Here is a 19345-nt window from a genome sequence, read left to right as displayed (position 1 = left end):
AGAATCAAAGGACCATTGGGAGCGAAGCAAAAACAACGGAATAGCACCAACAAAAAACCGCCCTGAAAGGGCGGTTTTTACGAAGACCGATCAGGACAGATCAGGATCCCTGGATCTGGCGGATGGCTTCTTCCAGCATTTCATCCATTGTACGGCGGATGCGGTGGTCGGATTTGTCGACACCTGCCGCATCGAAATCGGCGCGGATCTTGCGGAAAACGTCGTCATCACCGGCTTCCTGGAAATCCGCCTTGATGACTTCAAGCGCATAGGCTTCCGCTTCTTCGCCGGTCTTGCCCAGCTTTTCCGCTGCCCAAAGGCCAATCAGCTTGTTGCGCCGTGCTTCTGCCCGAAAGCGAACCTCCGCGTCATGCGCATATTTGCTTTCAAAGGCATTTTCGCGATCTTCCATTGTCATCCTCTCTTGCTCCCGCAAAATGAATTGGTCATTCCGGTGAAAGATGCCTCCCCGGTCTTGGCGTTTTTAGGGCAAGTCCCTGATAGGCATGGTTTTCAGGGTCAGGACTTGTTAATCTGGTCGAAATGGTATGTGGCTTTTCGTTCGGATACGAGGAGCAAAGGCGATGGGAATGTTTATCCATTCTCGAGCCTTTGCAACGAAGTAGCCGGGCGAAAAGACCATATCCTTCGGACGCCGAAACGGCTGCAAGCTGCAGTGTCGAACCGCTCGGCCGGGGGAAAAGCCCCGCCCTTCACGCCTCTCCTCGCATCTTCTTGCCGTTTCAGGCGCCATTTCGATCATATTAACGAGTCCTGACCCTAGGTTCATATAACCATTCTGCACGAAATCGGAAGTCTGAAATGAACCTCTTCAGGCAAACATGGGTCACATTGTCGTAAAAAGCCCATATAACCCATAAATCCGGGGACAGACCAAAGGATCGGCCGCATTAATATGATCAAAATGGTGCCGATCCCTAAAGTATCATTGTAGAATGCTTGCTTTTACGATAGTTAGCGCGCCAACATGACGGCTGTGACCAAGGCCGACCGATAACTCCAATACCAGAGACCTGCAATGAACCGTCGCCGCCGTGTCTACGAAGGCAAAGCCAAAATCCTTTACGAAGGACCCGAGCCAGGAACGCTTGTCCAACATTTCAAAGACGACACCACCGTGCTGCATCCAAAGAAGCACGAAGTCATTGATGGCAAAGGTGTTTTGAACAACCGGATTTCCGAATACATTTTCACCCAGCTCAACCGCATGGGTATTCCGACGCACTTCATCCGCCGCCTCAACATGCGTGAGCAGCTGATCAAGGAAGTCGAAATCATTCCCCTGCAGGTGGTCGTCCGCAACATTGCGGCGGGTTCGCTGGCAAAACGTCTTGGAATCGAAGAGGGCACGGTCCTGCCGCGCTCGATCATCGAATTTTACTACAAAAACGACGTTCTGGACGATCCTATGGTCTCCGAAGAGCACATCACGGCCTTTGGCTGGGCTGCACCCCAGGAAATCGATGACATCATGGCACTGGCCATTCGCGTCAACGACTTCCTCAGCGGCCTGTTCCTCGGCGTCGGTATCCAGCTCGTCGATTTCAAGATCGAATGCGGCCGTTTGTGGGAAGGCGATATGATGCGTATTGTCGTCGCCGACGAGTTTTCCCCCGATTCCGCCCGCCTGTGGGACAGCCAGACCAGCGAAAAGCTGGACAAGGACCGGTTCCGTCGTGATATGGGCGGTCTGATCGAGGCCTATCAGGAAGTCGCCCGCCGTCTGGGCATCATGAATGAAAATGAACAGTTGCGGCCAACCGGGCCGGTTCTCGTTAAATAATCGCTGATTGAACAATCTCGGAGAAGACGATCGATGAAGGCACGTGTCACTGTAACCTTGAAGAATGGCGTTCTTGACCCGCAGGGCAAGGCAATTGTCGGCGCGCTGGGCAGTCTTGGTTTCGATGGCGTTGCATCCGTACGCCAGGGCAAGATCTTTGATGTGGAGATCGACACCAAGGACCGCGCCGTTGCCGAAGCCAACGTCAAGGCGATGTGCGAAAAGCTGCTCGCCAATACGGTCATCGAAGATTATGCGGTGGAGCTTGTTTAAAAAATGAAATCAGCTGTCGTTCTTCTCCCGGGCCTCAATCGCGACCGTGACATGATTGCGGCGCTGACGAAAATCTCCGGCCAGGCACCGCAGACGGTCTGGCAGACGGACACCGAAATTCCCGATGTCGATCTGATCGTCATTCCCGGCGGGTTCTCCTATGGCGACTATCTGCGCTGCGGCGCCATTGCCGCGCGCATGCCCGTCATGCAGGCGATCCGCGAGAAGGCCGACAAGGGCGTCATGGTCATGGGCGTGTGCAACGGCTTCCAGATTTTGCAGGAAGCAGGCCTCCTGCCCGGCGCCCTGATGCGCAACGCATCGCTGAAATTCGTCTGCCGCGAAGTGAAGCTGGAAGTGACCAATGCCAACACCGCCTTCACCCGCGGTTATTCGCATGGCCAGATCGTTCGCTGCCCGGTTGCCCATCATGACGGCAATTTCTTCGCTGACGAAACGACTTTGGCCCGCATCGAGGGCGAAGGCCAGGTGGTTTTCCGCTATGCGGAGGGTACAAACCCGAACGGCGCCATGAATGACATCGCCGGTATCATCAGCGAAAAAGGCAATGTTCTCGGTATGATGCCGCATCCGGAGAACCTGATTGAAGCGGCCCATGGCGGCTCCGATGGCCGCGCCCTGTTTGCGGGCATTCTTGGGATTGCCGCCTGAGTAAAATTCTATACGCTTGAGCAATGCCGTTCCGGCCCGCCATGGGCCGGAACGGCACTCAAACGGAGGAATTGAGAATGAAACTGTATTCGCGGCCGCTCTCCCCCTACTCCTCGATTGTTCGTTGCATTGCCTATTACAAAAAGGCACCCATCAAGGTCGTAGCGCCGCCGCCGGGTTTTCCGATACCCGAAGAGTTCCGCAGCATTTCCCCATTCAACCGTATTCCGGTGCTGATTACAGGCTCGGGCCTGACCATCATCGAAGCCACGGTTATCTCCGAATATCTCGAAGAACATTTTCCTGAACCGGTTCTGTTGCCGGCGGACTCGCGTGACCGCGCCGTGGTGCGCATGGCTGCCCGTATCGCCGAGCTCGAAATCCTCGTTCCGGTCATGGAGCTTTTTGAGCTCGTTCACACCAAATCCAAGGACGATGCGCGGATCACCAAGCTTTTTGCCCAGCTGGAAGCCGGTTTGCGTGAAATCGAACACCGCATGGGAGATGGCCCCTATGCGCTGGGCAAGCAGATGACCATGGCGGATGCCTGGCTGACGCCGATCCGCTTCCTGTTCAACCATTTCCGGGTGATGACGCGCCGCTCGCGCCTGCTGGAACCATTCCCGAAATTCGATGCCTATGAGCAACTGATTATTCAGGATCCGGTGCTATCGCTGGTCTGGTTCGAGATGACGGATGCCTTGAAAGTGTTCCTCGGGGAACTTGAGGCAAGCTGATCAACCGCCCTTGTATCATTGGAGATAGCTGGATGAAAATGCAGACGATTGGCGTTGCCATGATGATTTCGCTCGTGGCGCTCGCCGGATGCCAATCACCCAGCAAGCCGGGGCCTGGCTCTCTGGCCTTCGGTTCGGACAAGGCCGCCCTCGCCACCATGGAGAGGGTGGCCCTTGCTGCCAATAATTGCTGGTTCAAGTCGAAGGATTCGGCGTTCAAGCCCTACCATCTCGCGCCGGAGCTGAATTCCTATTCCGGCCGCCCGCGCATCCTGGTCGTCCCGGCGGGCAATCCCGGCGGCCGTCCGCTGCTGGTCGTCCACGCGGAAGGCAACCCGGCCAAGGTTGAGGCCTTCGGCCCGCTGATGGGACATTCCATGGGAAATCGCATTGAATCCGACATACGCCGTTGGGCAGCAGGACAACCGTCCTGCACCGCGCGCGGCTGATAAATGGAAACGCAAGCCGGTGCGGTTATGCACCGGCTTGAGGCATCACATCGACAGATAACGGTCGAGATCGGCTTCGACATGATCGCGGGTCAAGGCAAGATCCTTGAGCCCTTCGTCGCTCAGCTTGCCGAGCTGAAGCCGCGTGCGCCGTTTCATCAGGGCGCTTTCCACCCAGCCGGCAAACTGTGACAGGAAGTCCGGCTGTGAAGCATAGGTCAGCCCCCGGATAGCGGGACGGTTAGGTTCTACAAAAGTCGTACCCATATGCGCCTCCCTGAAACGATTGAATATGTAATATATAGGTAAATCACAAAAGATTCATTCAATATTACTGAGGGCGGGTATCAGTAATTCTCATTGGCAGCGACGGCGGTTGCTCAACTCAGGAGGCAGCCAGCCATACCGGACGTTCAATCCCAGAAAAACCGCTTGGATTCCTGCCGTGCCTGCGCTGGCGATACGCCGATATCCAGCAATTGCTCGTCGCTGAGTTCGCTCAAATGCACGCGGCTGCGCCGTTTGGCGACAGCATGCAACATCCAGCCCAGAATTTGATGCAGGACTGTCGTCCTGCTCCGGGACAATTTAGGCAAAGCAATGCCACGTGCATCGCTTACACCGGCGGATCTTCTTCTGATTGCACCAATTGTACTCATCATATCCATCCTATCAAGCCGAATTGACTCGAATTGTATCGCTGATTGTAATGGATTGACTCAATTGGAATCGCAATATACATAATTGTCACCATGACAAATTGGCTTCCGGAACTGAAACACGGCAAAGGCCCGCTCTATCTACAGCTTGCGGAGCGGATTGAATCGGACATTGCCGGCGGCGTGCTTGCACCGGGCACGAAATTGCCTCCGCAGCGCAATCTTGCCTTCGATATCGGGGTGACAATCGGCACGGTCGGTCGGGCGTACAATCTCATCCGTGAGCGCGGTCTTGTCAGCGGCGAAGTGGGTCGGGGCACCTATGTCATTGACCACAAGGAGACGAAGCTGATCCAGCTTCCACCCGCCCAGCACTCCGAACCCTTCGGCGGCACGCGCAGCGCCGTCATTGCGCCCGGCAATATCCGGCTCGACAGCACGGCGGCAATCGATGTCGGGCAATCGGTTGCGATGGATCGCTTTCTGCGGGATATCACCCGGTCCTATCCCGGCGAAATCGCTAGCTATTCCCGCACCCTGCCCCCGTCATGGCAATTGGCGGGAAGCCGCTGGCTCGGGTCGGCGGAATGGCGGCCCGATGCCGCTTCGATTGTACCGACGCTCGGCGCGCATTCAGCCATTCTGGCGATCATTGCCGCGGTTACCACACCGGGCGACCGGATCGCCTTCGAGGATTTGACCTATTGTTCCGCCGCGCGCAGCGTCAATCTGATGGGGCGGCGCAGCATCATCATGAACACCGAGAACGGCAGCGCCACACCGGATGACTTTGAACGGCTCTGCGCCCAGCAGCACCCGAAGCTGGTGTTTCTGATGCCGTCGCTGCAGAATCCGACGGCCACAACCCTCTCCGAGGAACATCGCCGCGCCATTGTCGAGATTGCCCGGCGTTACAATGTCTGGATCATCGAGGACGAGATTTACGGATCGCTGCTCTGCCTTGATCACGTCAAGCTTGCCGAACTGGCGCCGGAACGGACCTTCCACATTGGCGGCCTGTCGAAATCCGTTGCCGCCGGTGTGCGCGGCGGCTGGGTTGCCTGCCCGCCACATCTGGCATCGCGCGTGCTGACGGCCCACAAGATGGTCACCGGCGGCTTGCCGTTCCTCATGGCGGAACTCGGGGCGCAACTGGTCAATTCCGGCGAGGCCGACGCCATCCGGGTCAAGGTCCGGGAAGAAACCACCGAGCGGGAAGCACTGGCGCGATCGATCTTTGCCGGTTTCGATATCAACTCGCATCCCTATTCGCCGTTTATCTGGGTGAAACTGCCGGAGCCATGGCTGTCGGCGACCTTCAAGAGCGCGGCGCTCAATGAGGGCGTCCTCATTGACGACGAGGACGAATTCAAGCCGGGCCGGACGGAAAAGACCTTCCACCGGGTGCGGTTTGGCTATTCGGTACCCGCAACGCGCGGTGAAGTGGAAAACGGCCTGTCCATCCTGCGCCGTCTGATGGAAACCGACAATGCGAGCTATGACAGCTATTCGTGAGTGCTGTGAAGGCTATTGGATAAGCATTGTGCGTGGTTCGACAAGCTCACCATGAGGGTGGGTCAGGATTGCAAGGAGTTATATTCTGCACCCTTTGCGATTGGCATTGCAGCCAAGCCACGTCCCTCATGGTGAGCTTGTCGAACCACGTACCAAGCGCCAAGCAAGGCTGATACGATTTGCCATCCGACACCACCTGTTGACGAAACGCGGCAAGCGACAATTTTTCCGCCTTAGACGGTGTATTCCCCGCGCAAATTGCTCTAAGAGAACCCAAGAAAAGCGCAATGGAATTGGTATTACCGATGGTTCTCTCCAACACAATCCAGATCACGCCGGAACTCGTTGCTTCGCACGGGCTCAAGCCGGACGAATATCAACGCATTCTCGACCTGATCGGACGTGAACCCAGCTTTACCGAGCTCGGCATCTTCTCGGCCATGTGGAACGAGCATTGCTCCTACAAATCCTCGAAGAAATGGCTGCGTACCCTGCCGACAACCGGACCGCAGGTCATTCAGGGTCCCGGCGAAAACGCCGGTGTTGTCGATATCGGTGATGGCGACTGCGTTGTCTTCAAGATGGAGAGCCACAACCACCCGTCCTATATCGAGCCCTATCAGGGTGCGGCGACCGGTGTCGGCGGTATCCTGCGCGATGTGTTCACCATGGGCGCACGGCCGATTGCAGCCATGAATGCGCTGCGCTTCGGCGCACCGTCACACCCCAAGACACGTCACCTCGTCTCAGGTGTCGTCGAAGGTGTCGGCGGTTACGGCAATTCCTTCGGCGTTCCCACTGTCGGTGGTGAAGTCAATTTCGATGCCCGCTACAACGGCAACATCCTCGTCAACGCTTTTGCCGCCGGCCTTGCCAAGACCAATGCGATCTTCCTGTCCGAAGCCAAGGGCGTCGGCCTTCCCGTTGTCTATCTCGGTGCCAAGACCGGCCGCGATGGCGTCGGCGGTGCCACAATGGCATCGGCGGAATTCGATGAATCGATCGAAGAGAAGCGCCCGACCGTTCAGGTCGGCGATCCCTTCACGGAAAAATGCCTGCTCGAAGCCTCGCTGGAACTGATGGCATCGGGTGCCGTCATCGCCATTCAGGACATGGGCGCCGCGGGTCTCACCTGCTCCGCCGTGGAAATGGGTGCCAAGGGCAATCTCGGCATCCGCTTGAACCTCGATGACGTGCCGGTGCGCGAAGAGCGCATGACCGCCTATGAAATGATGCTGTCGGAAAGCCAGGAGCGCATGCTCATGGTTCTGCGTCCGGAAAAGGAAGCGGAAGCCCAGGCGATCTTCAAGAAATGGGGTCTGGACTTCGCCATCGTTGGTTACACGACTGACGATCTGCGCTTCCGCGTCATCCATCAGGGTGAGGAAGTCGCTAATCTGCCGATCAAGGATCTTGGCGATCAGGCGCCCGAATATGACCGTCCATGGATGGAACCCGGCAAGCACGCACCGCTGCCCGCTGCCAGCGTTCCCGATGTCGACGATTACGGCGCCGCACTGCTGAAGCTGATCGGTTCGCCCGATCTGTCGTCGCGCCGCTGGGTTTACGAACAATATGACACACTGATTCAGGGCAACTCGCTGCAGGTACCCGGCGGCGATGCCGGCGTTGTGCGCGTCGAGGGTCACCGCAGCAAGGCGCTTGCCTTCTCCTCCGACGTCACCCCGCGCTACTGCGAAGCCGACCCCTATGAGGGCGGCAAGCAGGCTGTCGCCGAATGCTGGCGCAACCTGACGGCTGTCGGCGCTGAACCGCTCGCTGCCACCGACAATCTCAATTTCGGCAATCCGGAACGTCCTGAAATCATGGGACAGCTGGTCAAGGCCATTGGCGGCATCGGCGATGCCTGCCGCGCGCTCGCCTTCCCCATCGTCTCCGGCAACGTGTCGCTCTACAACGAAACCAACGGCCAGGCGATCCTGCCGACGCCCACCATTGCCGGTGTGGGCCTCATCCCCGACTGGTCGAAGACAGCCAAGATCGGCGGCATGCACGAGAGTGACGTGCTGATCCTTATCGGCGGTGACGGCACGCATCTCGGCCAGTCGGTCTACCTGCGCGACCTGCATGGCCGTGCCGACGGCCCGCCCCCGCCGGTCGACCTCAACATCGAAAAGCGCAACGGCAATTTTGTCCGCTCCGCCATCCGCAACGGCCAGATCACCGCTTGCCATGATCTGTCCGATGGCGGGCTTGGCATCGCGCTCGCCGAGATGTGCATGGCTTCCACCAAGGGCGCCAAGGTCACCGTCGGTGAAGGCCCGGCACATGCCCTGCTTTTTGGTGAAGATCAGGCGCGTTATCTCATTGCCGTTGCGCCTGACATGGCCAATTTCATCACGCTCAATGCCGAGGGGTCGGGCGTTCCGTTCCGCAAGCTGGGCACTGTCGGCGGCAGCACATTGACGATCGAGGGCCTCGCCTCCATATCAGTAGCAGACCTGACAAAAGCACACGAATCGTGGTTCCCTGACTACATGAGCGGTCAGGACGGCGAAGAAACACAGGCTGCATGATCCTGTCCCGGTAAAGGACAGGCGAAAGTTTGGGAGACAGAACATGGCTATGGACGCGCGCGACATCGAGAAAATGATCAAGGACGCGATTCCTGACGCGCAGGTGACCATTCGCGATCTGGCAGGCGATGGTGATCACTATGCCGCGGAAGTCGTCGCCGAGAGTTTTCGCGGCAAGTCGCGCGTTCAGCAGCACCAGATGGTCTATGATGCGCTCAAGGGCAATATGGGGGGCGTCCTGCACGCCCTCGCCCTGCAGACCAGCGCCCCGGAATAATCACTTCGAATAATCACTTCTTTGCGAATACGGCGAGAATCGGCCCCACGGGGTCGATCCCGCCAATCAGGGTTTTGCGGTTATTGGCGACTGCCGAGATCGTACCGTCGAGAAAGAGCGCGTTGGCGCAATTCAGCCCGTCCCTGAACAGACGGGCGAAACTTCCCAGACTCACCGGCTCGATGGATATTGCCAGAATAACCGTGTTGGCGTCGCGAACGCCGACGGCGTTGCGGATCAGGCGTGATGTTCCGTTCGGCTCGAACCGCGGATGCACCTGCCCGTTGATGACCAGCATTGGCCCCGACTGGGTGGCTATGCGGACATCGGGCTTTGCGGCATCAAACGCCGCTGTTTCCAGAATGCCGGCGGAACCGTCCTTCCCGATGAAGAAAACCCCGTTCGGCTTCATGTAGAAATTGCCGTCGCCGTCATCGGTCTGCAGTTCCGATGTCTCCTTGCCGTCCTCAACATAGAGGCCGACCGGAGAAAGGTCCTTTTCATACATGCCTGCATTCATCGCCAGGATCGGGCGTGTGTCCAGCAGACGGGATTCCATGAATGTCTTCAGCGATCCGTAGGGTTCGCCGTCGGCACCCGTGCGCACCAGATCGATGCGATGCGAGCGCAGGTCGATCTCACAGACGATGGAATCGACATCCTCGAAGGTCATCTTCCGGCAAATGTCGGGCAGATCGCCATCGGAGATATTGATTGGCGGGTTGGGGGCAGGCTTGGGCGGCGATACCGGGCGCATGAACCAGAAAATTCCTCCCAAAATTGCCAGAACGACGAAGCTGACCGCTATAATGATACGAGATGACACAGTGACCAGCCTTGTTTTGCCAGATTTGAAGCGCTATTTGTTTAAACGAGATCAATTTGGACCATTGATGACGATTCGTTGTCATTTGGTATGAAAGGTTGCCGAAATGAGCGGTATCAATGAATTTATCGACAATGAGGTCAAGAGCAACGACGTCGTCCTTTTCATGAAGGGAACGCCGGGCTTTCCGCAATGCGGCTTTTCGGGCCAGGTCGTGCAAATTCTTGACTACATCGGCGTCGATTACAAAGGCGTGAATATTCTGACATCCAATGAACTGCGTCAGGGTATCAAGGATTATTCCAACTGGCCGACCATCCCGCAGCTTTATGTGAAGGGCGAATTCGTCGGCGGTTGTGATATCATCCGTGAAATGTTCCAGGCAGGCGAGCTACAAACCCTGCTCAGCGAAAAAGGCATCGCCACCAAGGCGGCCTGACTACGCAACAGTTTCAATCGGTTCCGGGGAAATCCGGAATCTTTTTCTCAAGGCGCTGGCTGTTCCAGCGCCTTTGTCTTTGTTTTGCAGGTCTCATAATGGATACCACCACACAAACGACAGCGCCGCGCCTGATGGGCATGGGCAAGGTCGAATTCATCGGAATGATGGCCATGCTCATGGCGATCAACGCGCTTGCCATCGACATCATGCTGCCCGGCTTGCAGCAGATCGGCGCGAGCCTTGGCGTAACGAATGAAAACCACCGGCAATACGTGATTTCAGCCTATCTGCTCGGTTTCTCGGTATCGCAGCTGTTCTATGGCCCGCTGTCCGATCGTTTCGGCCGCCGCAAGCCGCTTCTGTTCGGTCTGGTTGTCTACGTCATCGCCGCAGCCAGCGCGGCCTTCGTGCCAAGCTTTGCCTCCCTGCTCCTCTTCCGCCTGATCCAGGGTATCGGTTCGGCCGCCACCCGCGTCATCACCATTTCCATCGTCCGTGACGTCTATGGCGGGCGGCAGATGGCCGAAGTCATGTCGCTGATCATGATGGTGTTCATGATCGTACCGGTTATCGCACCGGGCACGGGTCAGGCCGTCATGCTGTTCGGCGACTGGCACCTGATCTTCATGTTCATGGCTGTCGTGGCGGCCGCTGTGACCGTCTGGATGTATTTCCGCCTGCCGGAAACCTTTGATCCCGCCGACCGGCGTCCGTTTACGCTGGCATCGGTTGCGCAGGGCTTCAAGATCGTTCTGACCAACCGGGTGGCGCTTTGCTATACGCTGGCCAGCGCCTTCCTGTTCGGCTCGCTGTTCGGTTTCATCAACTCGGCCCAGCAGATCTATATCGGCATCTATGATCTCGGCATCTGGTTCCCGGTGGCGTTTTCATCCATCGCGATCATGATGGCGTTTTCGTCCTTCGTGAACTCGCGCTTTGTCGGCCGGTTCGGCATGCGCCGCCTGTCGCATGGTGCGCTGATGGGCTTCCTGACGATCAACACGGTCTGGCTGCTCTTGACCATATTCGGTCCGCATCCGACACCGTTCCCGATCTACCTCCTGCTCTTCGCCATGGCGATGTTCCAGTTCGGCTGGATCGGCTCCAACTTCAATGCACTCGCCATGGAGCCGCTCGGCCATGTCGCCGGCACGGCGTCGTCAGTGCTTGGGTTTATGGGAACGGCGGGCGGCGGCGCCATCGGCGCCATCATCGGACAGTCCTATGACGGGACAACCCTGCCGCTCGTCCTGGGCTTCTTCGTTGTTTCGGTGATCGGTCTGATGTTCGTGCTGATTGCCGAGAAGGGCAAGCTCTTCCATCCCCATAATCCGCGGGTTTAGATCCGCGGATTATTCAGACCAAAGAGTCCGGCGCAAATCCTGCCAGTTCGCCTTGTCGGGCGCAATCAGCAGGCCACCGTCCAGATGCCTCGGGAGATAGGCTGTTCCATCGAAGCGGGCCGCATGGCCGCCCGCTTCCTGATGGATGAGCACACCGGCAAGATGATCCCAGGGCATCAGCTTGTTGAAGATGGCGAAATGCGCATTGCCCGAGGCAATCAGCCGGTATTCATGCGCCGCACAGCGGAAACCGAACGATGCCTTGCACTTGGCATGGTTGCGCGCCAGCGTCGACCGCAGAGGATCAGCCAGGAACTGCCATGAAATGGCACCCAGCATCTCGCTGATCGCTGCTGGCGGCGCGACAGACACTTTCTGCCTGACATTGAAGGCCGAGCGGATGTGGCTCCCCGCCCCTTTGACACCGATGATCCAGTCCTTGCCGACAGGATCATGAATGATCCCGGCCACCGTCTCGCCATTGACCACGACCGCAAGCATCACGCCGAACAGTGGCACGCCGGTGGCAAAATTATAGGTGCCGTCGACCGGGTCGATGATGAAAGCCAGCGGCGCATCCTTCAGCTTGCCGAGCAGCGATGCATCGAGTTCGCAGGCTTCCTCCCCCAGCACGAAGGCATCGGGATAACGCTCGCGCAGCCGCGCCGTGATCACCCGTTCGGCGCTGGTGTCGGCTTCCGTCACCAGATCGAGCGCCGAGGTCTTCTGCTTGATATCGCCGGTGCCGAGCTGGCGAAAGCGCGGCATGATTTCCTGAATCGCAACGGCGGCAAGCAGATCACTCAACCAATCGATGTCATTGTCATTAAACTGCACTGGCTTCGGCTCCGTGTGTGGCAAGACCGGCAAAGTCAAAGATGCTCCGGTCGAGAAGATGGCTCGGTCGCGTATTGGCAAGCGCGCGGATCATGATTTCCTTGCGGCCCGGCATGCGCTTTTCAATATCGGTCAGCATTGCCTTCATCATGTTGCGCTGCAGGCCGTCCTGACTGCCGCAGAGATCGCAGGGGATGATCGGAAACTGCATCGCGGCGGCAAATTTTGCCAGGTCGTCCTCGGCGCAGTAGCTCAGCGGCCGCAGCACCATGACATCGCCCTCATCATTGAGCAGCTTCGGCGGCATCGCTGCCAGCCTGCCGCCATGGAAGAGGTTCATGAAGAAGGTTTCGAGAATGTCCTCGCGGTGATGGCCGAGTACCAGCGCCGAACAGCCCTCTTCCCGCGCCACACGGTAGAGATGGCCGCGCCGCAGACGCGAACAAAGCGAGCAATAGGTCTGGTTTTCCTGCACCTTGTCCGTGACGATGGAATAGGTGTCCTTGTATTCGATGCGGTGCTCGATGCCGTTCTTCGCAAGGAAATCCGGCAGGATGTGCTTGGGGAAATTCGGCTGTCCCTGATCGAGATTGCAGGCGAGCAGTTCGACTGGCAGCAGGCCCCGCCATTTCAGGTCGAGCAGCAATGCCAGGAGCCCGTAGGAATCCTTGCCGCCGGAAAGCCCGATCAGCCAGCGCTCGCCCGGCTTGACCATGGCGAAATCGTCGATGGCCTGCCGCGTATTGCGCAACAGGCGCTTGCGCAGCTTGTTGAACTCGACATTGGACGGCACCCCGAGAAACATCGGGTGGCAACCGGCGGCATCGGTCAATTCCTGATCGTGAATGGTCATCGTAACACCTCTGGCGCCTTCATTGCCTTGGCCAAAGTCCGAACGCAAGCAATGTTTCGCCGCATGCCAAGCCTGAAGTTAAGGTGAAGCCTGTTGTTGCATCACCCTTGTGCGTGGTTCGACAAGCTCACCATGAGGGAGAGTGAGGATTGCAAAGATAATCACCAACGCTGCAGAGCTTGACTCCCTGCAGTCCTCCATCTTCCTCATGGTGAGCTTGTCGAACCACGCACGTTGGTCGTGCAAATTTATGAAATTACTGCCCGAACACCGACCAGCCGGTCCTTTGCGCCAGCAGTTCCAGTGCAGCCGAACCAAGCAGCGAATTGCCGTTTTCGTTCAGCCCCGGCGACCAGGCGGCAATCGATGCCTTGCCGGGCGCAATGGCGAGAATACCGCCGCCAACGCCGCTCTTGCCGGGCAGGCCGACGCGATAGGCGAAATCGCCCGAGCCGTCATAGTGCCCGCACATCAGCATCAGCGCATTGATGCGGCGTGCCCGGCCGGATGACACGACACTGCCGCCGCTCAGCGGATTGCGGCCCGCCGAGGCCAGATACAGCCCCGCATGGGCCAGTTGCCGGCAGGACATGGCGATGGCGCAGTGATGGAAGTAGACGCCAAGCACGTGTTCGGCCGGATGGTTCAGATTGCCGAAGGAGCGCATGAAATTGGCCAGCGCCACGTTGCGATAACCCGTATTGGTCTCCGACCGCGCCACATCGTGGTCGATGGCGATGGTCTCATCATCGGCGAGATAGCGGATGAACTGGACGATTTCGCCGATTGCCTCCTTCGGCAGGTGCCCGGCCAGAACGACATCGGCCACGGCGATCGCTCCGGCGTTGATGAACGGATTGCGCGGCTTGCCCTTCTCCTGCTCCAGCTGGACGATGGAATTGAAGGCATTGCCCGAGGGCTCGCGGCCAACGCGCTTCCACAATCCGTCGCCGATCTTGCCGAGCGCCAGTGTCAGCGTGAACACCTTGGAAATACTCTGGATGGAAAAGGACGTGTCGGCATCGCCGGCTGTATGCACCTGACCATCGACGGTGCACAGGGCCAGCCCGAACTGTTTCGGATCGACCGTGGCCAGTTCCGGAATATAATCCGCCAGCTTGCCTTCGCCGATGCGGCTGGCAAGATCCTGATAGACACTGTCGACGACATCCTGAAGATCGGTCATGCGCGCTCCGGCAAGGGATAAGACAAAAAAAGCCGCCCGGATTTCTCGGGGCGGCTTTTCTTAAACTCAGAACTGCGTACTGCGCCATGCGTCCTATTGGACGCATAAAGGACGCAGTACCAACATGAGTGACGCATAATCCTTTCCAAAAATTCAAGAAGATTTTTGGGGTTATGCGTTACCGCGAATAGAATTCGACAACCAGGTTCGGTTCCATCTGTACGGCGTATGGCACATCGGAGAAGGCCGGAACGCGGGTGTACTTGGCAACCATCTTGTTGTGATCAACTTCGAGATATTCAGGAACGTCACGCTCAGCAAGCTGAACGGCTTCCAGAACGATCACGAGCTGCTTCGACTTTTCGCGCACTTCAATCACGTCACCTGCCTTGCAGATGTAGGACTGGATGTTGACGCGGCGGCCGTTGACGTTGACGTGGCCGTGATTAACGAACTGGCGCGCAGCGAAGATCGTCGGAACGAACTTGGCGCGGTACACCACTGCATCCAGGCGCGACTCGAGCAGGCCGATCAGCTGTTCGCCGGTATCGCCCTTGCGGCGGGCGGCTTCTTCGTAGGTCTTGCGGAACTGCTTTTCCGAGATGTCGCCGTAGAAGCCCTTGAGCTTCTGCTTGGCGCGCAGCTGTACGCCGAAATCGGAAAGCTTGCTCTTGCGGCGCTGACCGTGCTGGCCGGGACCATATTCACGACGGTTAACCGGGGACTTCGGACGGCCCCAGATGTTTTCGCCCATACGGCGATCAATTTTATACTTGGACGATTCGCGCTTGCTCATCGCATTTCCTTTCAACCAAACACAAATCGAAGCTTGCGCCCCGATTCAAGGAAACGCGCCCTCCTCTGCCTCCTGTTTTTGAAGACTGACAGAATGATTCACGCACGCTTTGCGAAATCACTCACGGGACACGTCAAATGAAACGCAGAGCTGTTAAGCCCTGCGCTGGGGTGGCTTCTAGTGTGAAGGTTTCGCGATGTCAAGCGAGACGGCGCATTTCACGGGTTTATAAAGTTTGAAACCGATCCGGCGCATCAGACGTTAGGCTAGACGCTTAACAGGAGTAGAGCCGGAAATGACCCTATCCTTACAGCAGTCGCACTGCTCGACATTGATCCTTTTATCCCTCACCGCATGTTTTGCAACAACGGCTTTGCTCGGCACGGCTGACATTGCCGATGCGCGCCAGCGGCGGCATCACAATGCAGCCAGCCGGCCCGCGCTACCCGTTGTACCACCGGTCCCGCAAAGCAAACCGGGCAGCGAGCCTGCACAAGAAACGCCCAAACCGGAAGAAAAGCCCGAGGTAAGACCGGCGGAACAGTTCGGCCCGGATCGTCCGGCGGATGCCAAAGCTGATTCAAAGCCGGATGACGAGGACACGGCGGAGAAAGCCGATCCCGCAACATCGCCCGACCGGATATACCAGAATGCCTGTCCCGCACTGATGAACGGCGATGTCCAGGGTGAAATTGTCCCGCCGCTTGCCGAAGGCACGTGCGGCGAACGCTCGCCGCTCAGGATCACCGCCATCGGCAAGGAGAATCCGGTAAAGTTTGCCGCGCCCATCACCACCAACTGCACCATGGCCGGAACGCTCGCCGGTTGGATCGGCGATGTGGAGAAAGCCGCGCAGGCATCCTTCGGCGCCGGGATCGCAAGCATTGCAACCGGTTCCGACTACCAGTGCCGCAAGGTCAACAACGGCAATAAGGGCCGCATATCGGAACACGCTTTTGCCAATGCGCTCGATATCGTTTCATTCAAGTTCACCAACGGCAAAACCACGGAACTCGGCTCCGGCTGGAAAGGCACGCCGGAAGAGCAGGACTTCTGGCGCTCGATCCACAAGACGAGTTGCGAGCGGTTCATGACGGTGATCGGACCGGAGGGTGACGCCGCGCATCAGGACAATCTGCATCTTGATCTCGGCTGCCACGGCAAGGCATGCAAGGCGCGCATCTGCCAGTGATGGCAACGCGCACCCTCGCTCTTATTTCTTGGGCTTGACCTTCTCGGGCAGACCTTTACGCGCCGTCTCGGCAAATTCTTCCAGCTGTTTTTCGCTCATCGACTTATACATGCTTTTCGATGCACCCTTGAGGTCGCTTTTCTTGGTCTCACCGCGCTTGGCGGACAAGGCCGCGCCCGCAGCTTTCTGCTGCGCCTGGGATTTTGCAGGCATTGTCTGTCTCCCTGTCAGTTTCGTACGGGGAAACAACGCTCATGCTGCGGGAGGGTTCCGAGACAGCAACCTGCAAAACCATCGTGCGTGGTTCGACAAGCTCACCATGAGGGAGATGGGTGGCTGCAAGGCTAACCGGAAACATTGCAGACACTATTCATCAACTTTGCAGAACTTGACTCCCTGCAATCCTCACTCTCCCTCATGGTGAGCTTGTCGAACCACGCATCACTGACTCTGCAGCAGTCAAAGCATACATAACCACGAAACCCCTATCCCTGCTGCGCCTCGTCGAAAACCGTGCGGGCTTGCCGCAAATGATCACGATTCTTCACCGCCCAGTCGCCCAGGGCACCGATGGGAACGGCAATCGAATGGCCGATCGGGGTCAGCGCATAGGTGACCTCCGGCGGCGATGTCGGCTTGACGGTGCGCGATACCAGACCGTCACGCTCCAGCGAACGCAGCGTGACCGTCAGCATGCGCTGCGAAATCCCCTCCACCATGCGGCGCAGCACGTTGAAGCGGCGCGGACCGTCCTGAAGATTGATGATCACCAGAAGGCTCCAGCTGTCGCCGACAATGTCGAGCACTTCCCGCATCGGGCATCTGCCTGCACTGTCGGCGACCATCGCAGCCGAGGTTGACAGCAGAGGCACATCACCATCGGGTTTCGCATGTATACTCATCGGATAAAATCTCCAGTGTTTCCAGGCCGGTTACTTCCGTGTTCCCTGAAACGGAAAAAGTGCGTTCTTCACAGGAAGCAGCTTCTAGCATAGATGGTTATCAATAGTAACCAGAAAACAAACCGTACCCAAGCACCCAGGAGATCAAAATGAAAATCGCACTGATCGGCGCCACCGGCTTCATTGGCAAAGAACTTCTGCCGGAAGCTGTCTCGCGCGGCCATAGCGTGACAGCGCTCGTTCGCAATGCCGACAAGGTTGAAAAGCGCGATGGCGTCAAGGCCGTCAAGGCGGATGTGCTCGATGTCGCCGACCTCACTGAAAAGCTGAAGGGCCACGACATCGTACTCTCGGCCTACAATCCGGGCTGGGGCGAGCCTGATATTCAGGCCATTCATATCAAGGCGAGCAAGGCAATCACCGAGGCCGCCAAGCAGGCGGGCGTCAAGCGCCTGATCGTTGTCGGCGGCGCTGGCAGCCTGTTGAATCAGGAAGGCAAGCAATTTGTCGATGGCCCTGATTTTCCTGCCGAATATCGTGAAGGCGCCCTCGGTGCCCGTCAGGCCCTGAACGACCTGAAGACGGAAAACGGTCTGGACTGGAGCTTTGTCTCTCCGCCATTCGCCCTCGTGCCTGGCCCACGCACCGGCACCTACCGGCTTGGCAAGGACAATCCCGTGGTCAACGCCGAAGGCCACAGCACCGTCAGCGTGGCTGACCTTGCCGTCGCCATTCTCGATGAAGCCGGGACGCCAAAACACGTCAGGCAGCGTTTCACCGTCGGATACTGATATCGATTGCACGAACCACGCACCGTAACATTATGCAGACCGCCCCCATCCGGGGCGGTTTCCTTTTGGTGCCTCGGCAACCCCAATGTGCGTTCTTCACAAGCAACCGGGCCGTGCTTACCTAAGCAGCAACACAAGACATGAAGGTGAAGATCATGGAACTCGGCATCTATACATTTGCGGGCATGAGCCCTGACCCGACGAGCGGCGTTGCCATCGATGCGCACCAGCGCATGCAGAACCTGCTGGAAGAGATGGAACTGGCGGATCAGGTTGGCCTCGATGTGTTCGGGATCGGCGAGCATCACCGCCCGGATTTCGTCATTTCCACGCCCGCCGTGGTTCTGGCGGCGGGTGCTGCACGCACCAAGAATATCCGGCTGACCAGCGCCGTGACCGTCTTGAGCTCGGAAGACCCGGTTCGCGTGTTCCAGGAATATGCGACTCTCGACCTGATCTCCTCGGGCCGTGCGGAAATCATGGCGGGGCGCGGCTCGTTCATCGAGTCCTTCCCCCTGTTCGGCTATGACCTCAACGACTACGACGAGCTGTTCACGGAAAAGCTCGACCTGCTGTTGAAACTGCGTGCCAGCGAACGTGTGACCTGGAAAGGCAATCTGCGTGCGCCGATCAGCAATCTCGGCGTTTATCCGCGCCCGCTGCAGGACCCGCTGCCCGTATGGATTGCCGTCGGCGGTACCCCTGCTTCGGTCATCCGGGCGGGTACACTCGGCCTGCCGCTCGCTGTAGCCATCATCGGCGGCGAACCGCATCGCTTTGCACCACTGGTCGATCTCTACCGTGAAGCCGGGGCAAAGGCCGGTCATGCGCCGGAGACGCTGAAGGTCAGCATCAACTCGCATGGTTATGTCGCCGAGACATCGCAGGTCGCAGCGGACGGCTACTGGCCGTCCTATGAGGTGGTGATGAACAAGATCGGCCGCGAACGCGGCTGGCCGCCAAGCAACCGGGCGCAGTTCGAAGCAGGCCGCACGCCGCGCGGTGCGCTCCTGGTCGGCTCACCGCAGGAGGTCATCGACAAGATCATGCTGCAGCACAGCTACTTCAAGCATGACCGTTTCCTGCTGCAGATCGATCTCGGCAGCCTGCCGCACAGGAACACGCTGAGGGCTATCGAGCTGTACGGGACGGAAGTTGCCCCCGTTATCCGCAAGGAGCTTGGCCAGACCGTGAAAACCGAAGAAGCAGCATTGGCTTAGAACCAGTGACGGCGGGATTTCAGTCCCGCCGTCC

At 58.2% G+C, this 19345-nt stretch carries 23 protein-coding genes; 13 read left to right on the top strand and 10 right to left on the bottom strand.

Features of this window, described 5'->3' with window-relative positions:
• Positions 1-100: 100 nt before the first annotated feature.
• The gene (locus J1W56_RS09165) at positions 101-418 is read right to left on the bottom strand and encodes a DUF1476 domain-containing protein (protein WP_223612975.1); all 318 of its coding nucleotides are present in this window, start codon (positions 416-418) and stop codon (positions 101-103) included.
• A gap of 621 nt (positions 419-1039) precedes the next feature.
• Between J1W56_RS09165 and purC the strand changes: the two genes are divergently transcribed.
• The 5 genes from purC to J1W56_RS09140 all read left to right on the top strand — a co-directional run bounded on the left by purC (position 1040) and on the right by J1W56_RS09140 (position 3935).
• Positions 1040-1804 carry a phosphoribosylaminoimidazolesuccinocarboxamide synthase gene (purC, locus tag J1W56_RS09160; protein ID WP_105732451.1) on the top strand — a complete coding sequence of 255 codons (765 nt, stop codon included), beginning with the start codon at positions 1040-1042 and terminating at the stop codon, positions 1802-1804.
• Between the two features lie 33 nt (positions 1805-1837).
• Positions 1838-2077, top strand: a complete 240-nt coding sequence (gene purS / locus J1W56_RS09155) for a phosphoribosylformylglycinamidine synthase subunit PurS (RefSeq protein ID WP_105732450.1) — start codon at positions 1838-1840, stop codon at positions 2075-2077.
• Between the two features lie 3 nt (positions 2078-2080).
• Entirely contained in the window at positions 2081-2749 is a 669-nt protein-coding gene (purQ, locus tag J1W56_RS09150; RefSeq protein ID WP_130270331.1) for a phosphoribosylformylglycinamidine synthase subunit PurQ, read from the top strand.
• Between the two features lie 77 nt (positions 2750-2826).
• Positions 2827-3486, top strand: a complete 660-nt coding sequence (locus J1W56_RS09145) for a glutathione S-transferase family protein (protein ID WP_223612974.1) — start codon at positions 2827-2829, stop codon at positions 3484-3486.
• A 32-nt stretch (positions 3487-3518) separates the two neighbouring features.
• A complete protein-coding gene (locus J1W56_RS09140) occupies positions 3519-3935 on the top strand; it encodes a hypothetical protein (RefSeq protein ID WP_223612973.1) in 417 nt (138 codons plus the stop codon).
• A gap of 45 nt (positions 3936-3980) precedes the next feature.
• Here the strand turns inward: J1W56_RS09140 and J1W56_RS09135 are convergent, their stop codons facing one another.
• Together J1W56_RS09135 and J1W56_RS09130 are read right to left on the bottom strand one after the other, a co-directional pair.
• Positions 3981-4202, bottom strand: coding sequence for a DUF1127 domain-containing protein (locus J1W56_RS09135; RefSeq protein WP_223612972.1), 222 nt, complete (start codon positions 4200-4202; stop codon positions 3981-3983).
• A gap of 146 nt (positions 4203-4348) precedes the next feature.
• Positions 4349-4477, bottom strand: a complete 129-nt coding sequence (locus tag J1W56_RS09130) for a DUF1127 domain-containing protein (protein ID WP_223612971.1) — start codon at positions 4475-4477, stop codon at positions 4349-4351.
• Positions 4478-4687: 210 nt separating this feature from the next.
• Here J1W56_RS09130 and J1W56_RS09125 point away from each other — a divergent pair, with 210 nt between their 5' ends.
• The 3 genes from J1W56_RS09125 to J1W56_RS09115 all read left to right on the top strand — a co-directional run bounded on the left by J1W56_RS09125 (position 4688) and on the right by J1W56_RS09115 (position 8923).
• Complete coding sequence (locus J1W56_RS09125; RefSeq protein WP_223612970.1) at positions 4688-6109, top strand: aminotransferase-like domain-containing protein; 1422 nt, start codon at positions 4688-4690, stop codon at positions 6107-6109.
• A 305-nt stretch (positions 6110-6414) separates the two neighbouring features.
• Positions 6415-8646 (top strand): phosphoribosylformylglycinamidine synthase subunit PurL, encoded by a 2232-nt coding sequence (purL, locus tag J1W56_RS09120; RefSeq protein ID WP_223613480.1) that lies wholly within the window; start codon positions 6415-6417, stop codon positions 8644-8646.
• 43 nt (positions 8647-8689) lie between these two features.
• Entirely contained in the window at positions 8690-8923 is a 234-nt protein-coding gene (locus J1W56_RS09115; RefSeq protein WP_223612969.1) for a BolA/IbaG family iron-sulfur metabolism protein, read from the top strand.
• Positions 8924-8936: 13 nt separating this feature from the next.
• On the opposite strand, the gene J1W56_RS09110 is transcribed toward J1W56_RS09115, so the two are convergent.
• Complete coding sequence (locus J1W56_RS09110; RefSeq protein ID WP_223612968.1) at positions 8937-9680, bottom strand: phosphodiester glycosidase family protein; 744 nt, start codon at positions 9678-9680, stop codon at positions 8937-8939.
• A gap of 175 nt (positions 9681-9855) precedes the next feature.
• Between J1W56_RS09110 and grxD the strand changes: the two genes are divergently transcribed.
• Together grxD and J1W56_RS09100 are read left to right on the top strand one after the other, a co-directional pair.
• Entirely contained in the window at positions 9856-10188 is a 333-nt protein-coding gene (grxD, locus tag J1W56_RS09105; RefSeq protein WP_105732441.1) for a Grx4 family monothiol glutaredoxin, read from the top strand.
• 140 nt (positions 10189-10328) lie between these two features.
• Positions 10329-11534, top strand: a complete 1206-nt coding sequence (locus J1W56_RS09100; protein ID WP_223613479.1) for a multidrug effflux MFS transporter — start codon at positions 10329-10331, stop codon at positions 11532-11534.
• 9 nt (positions 11535-11543) lie between these two features.
• On the opposite strand, the gene J1W56_RS09095 is transcribed toward J1W56_RS09100, so the two are convergent.
• The 4 genes from J1W56_RS09095 to rpsD form a co-directional block, all read right to left on the bottom strand.
• The gene (locus J1W56_RS09095; RefSeq protein ID WP_223612967.1) at positions 11544-12371 is read right to left on the bottom strand and encodes an inositol monophosphatase family protein; all 828 of its coding nucleotides are present in this window, start codon (positions 12369-12371) and stop codon (positions 11544-11546) included.
• On the bottom strand, positions 12361-13224 hold the full coding sequence (gene ttcA / locus J1W56_RS09090; RefSeq protein WP_223612966.1) for a tRNA 2-thiocytidine(32) synthetase TtcA: 864 nt from the start codon (positions 13222-13224) through the stop codon (positions 12361-12363). The genes J1W56_RS09095 and ttcA overlap by 11 nt, the downstream gene beginning before the upstream one ends.
• Positions 13225-13480: 256 nt before the next feature.
• Positions 13481-14410 (bottom strand): glutaminase, encoded by a 930-nt coding sequence (locus tag J1W56_RS09085; protein WP_223612965.1) that lies wholly within the window; start codon positions 14408-14410, stop codon positions 13481-13483.
• Positions 14411-14588: 178 nt separating this feature from the next.
• Positions 14589-15206 carry a 30S ribosomal protein S4 gene (gene rpsD, locus J1W56_RS09080; protein WP_105732437.1) on the bottom strand — a complete coding sequence of 206 codons (618 nt, stop codon included), beginning with the start codon at positions 15204-15206 and terminating at the stop codon, positions 14589-14591.
• A gap of 295 nt (positions 15207-15501) precedes the next feature.
• Between rpsD and J1W56_RS09075 the strand changes: the two genes are divergently transcribed.
• Positions 15502-16398 (top strand): extensin-like domain-containing protein, encoded by an 897-nt coding sequence (locus J1W56_RS09075; RefSeq protein ID WP_223612964.1) that lies wholly within the window; start codon positions 15502-15504, stop codon positions 16396-16398.
• Between the two features lie 21 nt (positions 16399-16419).
• Here the strand turns inward: J1W56_RS09075 and J1W56_RS09070 are convergent, their stop codons facing one another.
• Together J1W56_RS09070 and J1W56_RS09065 are read right to left on the bottom strand one after the other, a co-directional pair.
• On the bottom strand, positions 16420-16611 hold the full coding sequence (locus J1W56_RS09070) for a DUF3008 family protein (protein WP_223612963.1): 192 nt from the start codon (positions 16609-16611) through the stop codon (positions 16420-16422).
• 272 nt (positions 16612-16883) lie between these two features.
• On the bottom strand, positions 16884-17300 hold the full coding sequence (locus J1W56_RS09065; RefSeq protein WP_223612962.1) for a winged helix-turn-helix transcriptional regulator: 417 nt from the start codon (positions 17298-17300) through the stop codon (positions 16884-16886).
• 149 nt (positions 17301-17449) lie between these two features.
• Here J1W56_RS09065 and J1W56_RS09060 point away from each other — a divergent pair, with 149 nt between their 5' ends.
• Positions 17450-18091 (top strand): NAD(P)-dependent oxidoreductase, encoded by a 642-nt coding sequence (locus J1W56_RS09060; protein WP_223612961.1) that lies wholly within the window; start codon positions 17450-17452, stop codon positions 18089-18091.
• Positions 18092-18246: 155 nt separating this feature from the next.
• Positions 18247-19311 (top strand): LLM class flavin-dependent oxidoreductase, encoded by a 1065-nt coding sequence (locus J1W56_RS09055; protein WP_223613478.1) that lies wholly within the window; start codon positions 18247-18249, stop codon positions 19309-19311.
• Positions 19312-19345: the final 34 nt, after the last annotated feature.

This window comes from Phyllobacterium calauticae, from assembly GCF_019991125.1.
GTDB classification, from domain to species: domain Bacteria; phylum Pseudomonadota; class Alphaproteobacteria; order Rhizobiales; family Rhizobiaceae; genus Phyllobacterium; species Phyllobacterium calauticae.
This window is presented reverse-complemented; position numbering and strand designations above follow the sequence as displayed.

Coding starts and splice junctions, on each gene's coding strand:
- J1W56_RS09140 (WP_223612973.1), top strand. CDS start 3,519: ATGAAAATGCAGACGATTGGCGTTGCCATGATGATTTCGCTCGTGGCG.
- purS (WP_105732450.1), top strand. CDS start 1,838: ATGAAGGCACGTGTCACTGTAACCTTGAAGAATGGCGTTCTTGACCCG.
- J1W56_RS09065 (WP_223612962.1), bottom strand. CDS start 17,300: ATGAGTATACATGCGAAACCCGATGGTGATGTGCCTCTGCTGTCAACC.
- J1W56_RS09135 (WP_223612972.1), bottom strand. CDS start 4,202: ATGGGTACGACTTTTGTAGAACCTAACCGTCCCGCTATCCGGGGGCTG.
- J1W56_RS09165 (WP_223612975.1), bottom strand. CDS start 418: ATGACAATGGAAGATCGCGAAAATGCCTTTGAAAGCAAATATGCGCAT.
- J1W56_RS09110 (WP_223612968.1), bottom strand. CDS start 9,680: ATGCGCCCGGTATCGCCGCCCAAGCCTGCCCCCAACCCGCCAATCAAT.
- J1W56_RS09125 (WP_223612970.1), top strand. CDS start 4,688: ATGACAAATTGGCTTCCGGAACTGAAACACGGCAAAGGCCCGCTCTAT.
- grxD (WP_105732441.1), top strand. CDS start 9,856: ATGAGCGGTATCAATGAATTTATCGACAATGAGGTCAAGAGCAACGAC.
- J1W56_RS09055 (WP_223613478.1), top strand. CDS start 18,247: ATGGAACTCGGCATCTATACATTTGCGGGCATGAGCCCTGACCCGACG.
- J1W56_RS09130 (WP_223612971.1), bottom strand. CDS start 4,477: ATGTTGCATGCTGTCGCCAAACGGCGCAGCCGCGTGCATTTGAGCGAA.
- J1W56_RS09075 (WP_223612964.1), top strand. CDS start 15,502: ATGACCCTATCCTTACAGCAGTCGCACTGCTCGACATTGATCCTTTTA.
- ttcA (WP_223612966.1), bottom strand. CDS start 13,224: ATGACCATTCACGATCAGGAATTGACCGATGCCGCCGGTTGCCACCCG.
- J1W56_RS09060 (WP_223612961.1), top strand. CDS start 17,450: ATGAAAATCGCACTGATCGGCGCCACCGGCTTCATTGGCAAAGAACTT.
- rpsD (WP_105732437.1), bottom strand. CDS start 15,206: ATGAGCAAGCGCGAATCGTCCAAGTATAAAATTGATCGCCGTATGGGC.
- J1W56_RS09085 (WP_223612965.1), bottom strand. CDS start 14,410: ATGACCGATCTTCAGGATGTCGTCGACAGTGTCTATCAGGATCTTGCC.
- J1W56_RS09115 (WP_223612969.1), top strand. CDS start 8,690: ATGGCTATGGACGCGCGCGACATCGAGAAAATGATCAAGGACGCGATT.
- purQ (WP_130270331.1), top strand. CDS start 2,081: ATGAAATCAGCTGTCGTTCTTCTCCCGGGCCTCAATCGCGACCGTGAC.
- J1W56_RS09070 (WP_223612963.1), bottom strand. CDS start 16,611: ATGCCTGCAAAATCCCAGGCGCAGCAGAAAGCTGCGGGCGCGGCCTTG.
- J1W56_RS09145 (WP_223612974.1), top strand. CDS start 2,827: ATGAAACTGTATTCGCGGCCGCTCTCCCCCTACTCCTCGATTGTTCGT.
- purL (WP_223613480.1), top strand. CDS start 6,415: ATGGTTCTCTCCAACACAATCCAGATCACGCCGGAACTCGTTGCTTCG.
- J1W56_RS09100 (WP_223613479.1), top strand. CDS start 10,329: ATGGGCAAGGTCGAATTCATCGGAATGATGGCCATGCTCATGGCGATC.
- purC (WP_105732451.1), top strand. CDS start 1,040: ATGAACCGTCGCCGCCGTGTCTACGAAGGCAAAGCCAAAATCCTTTAC.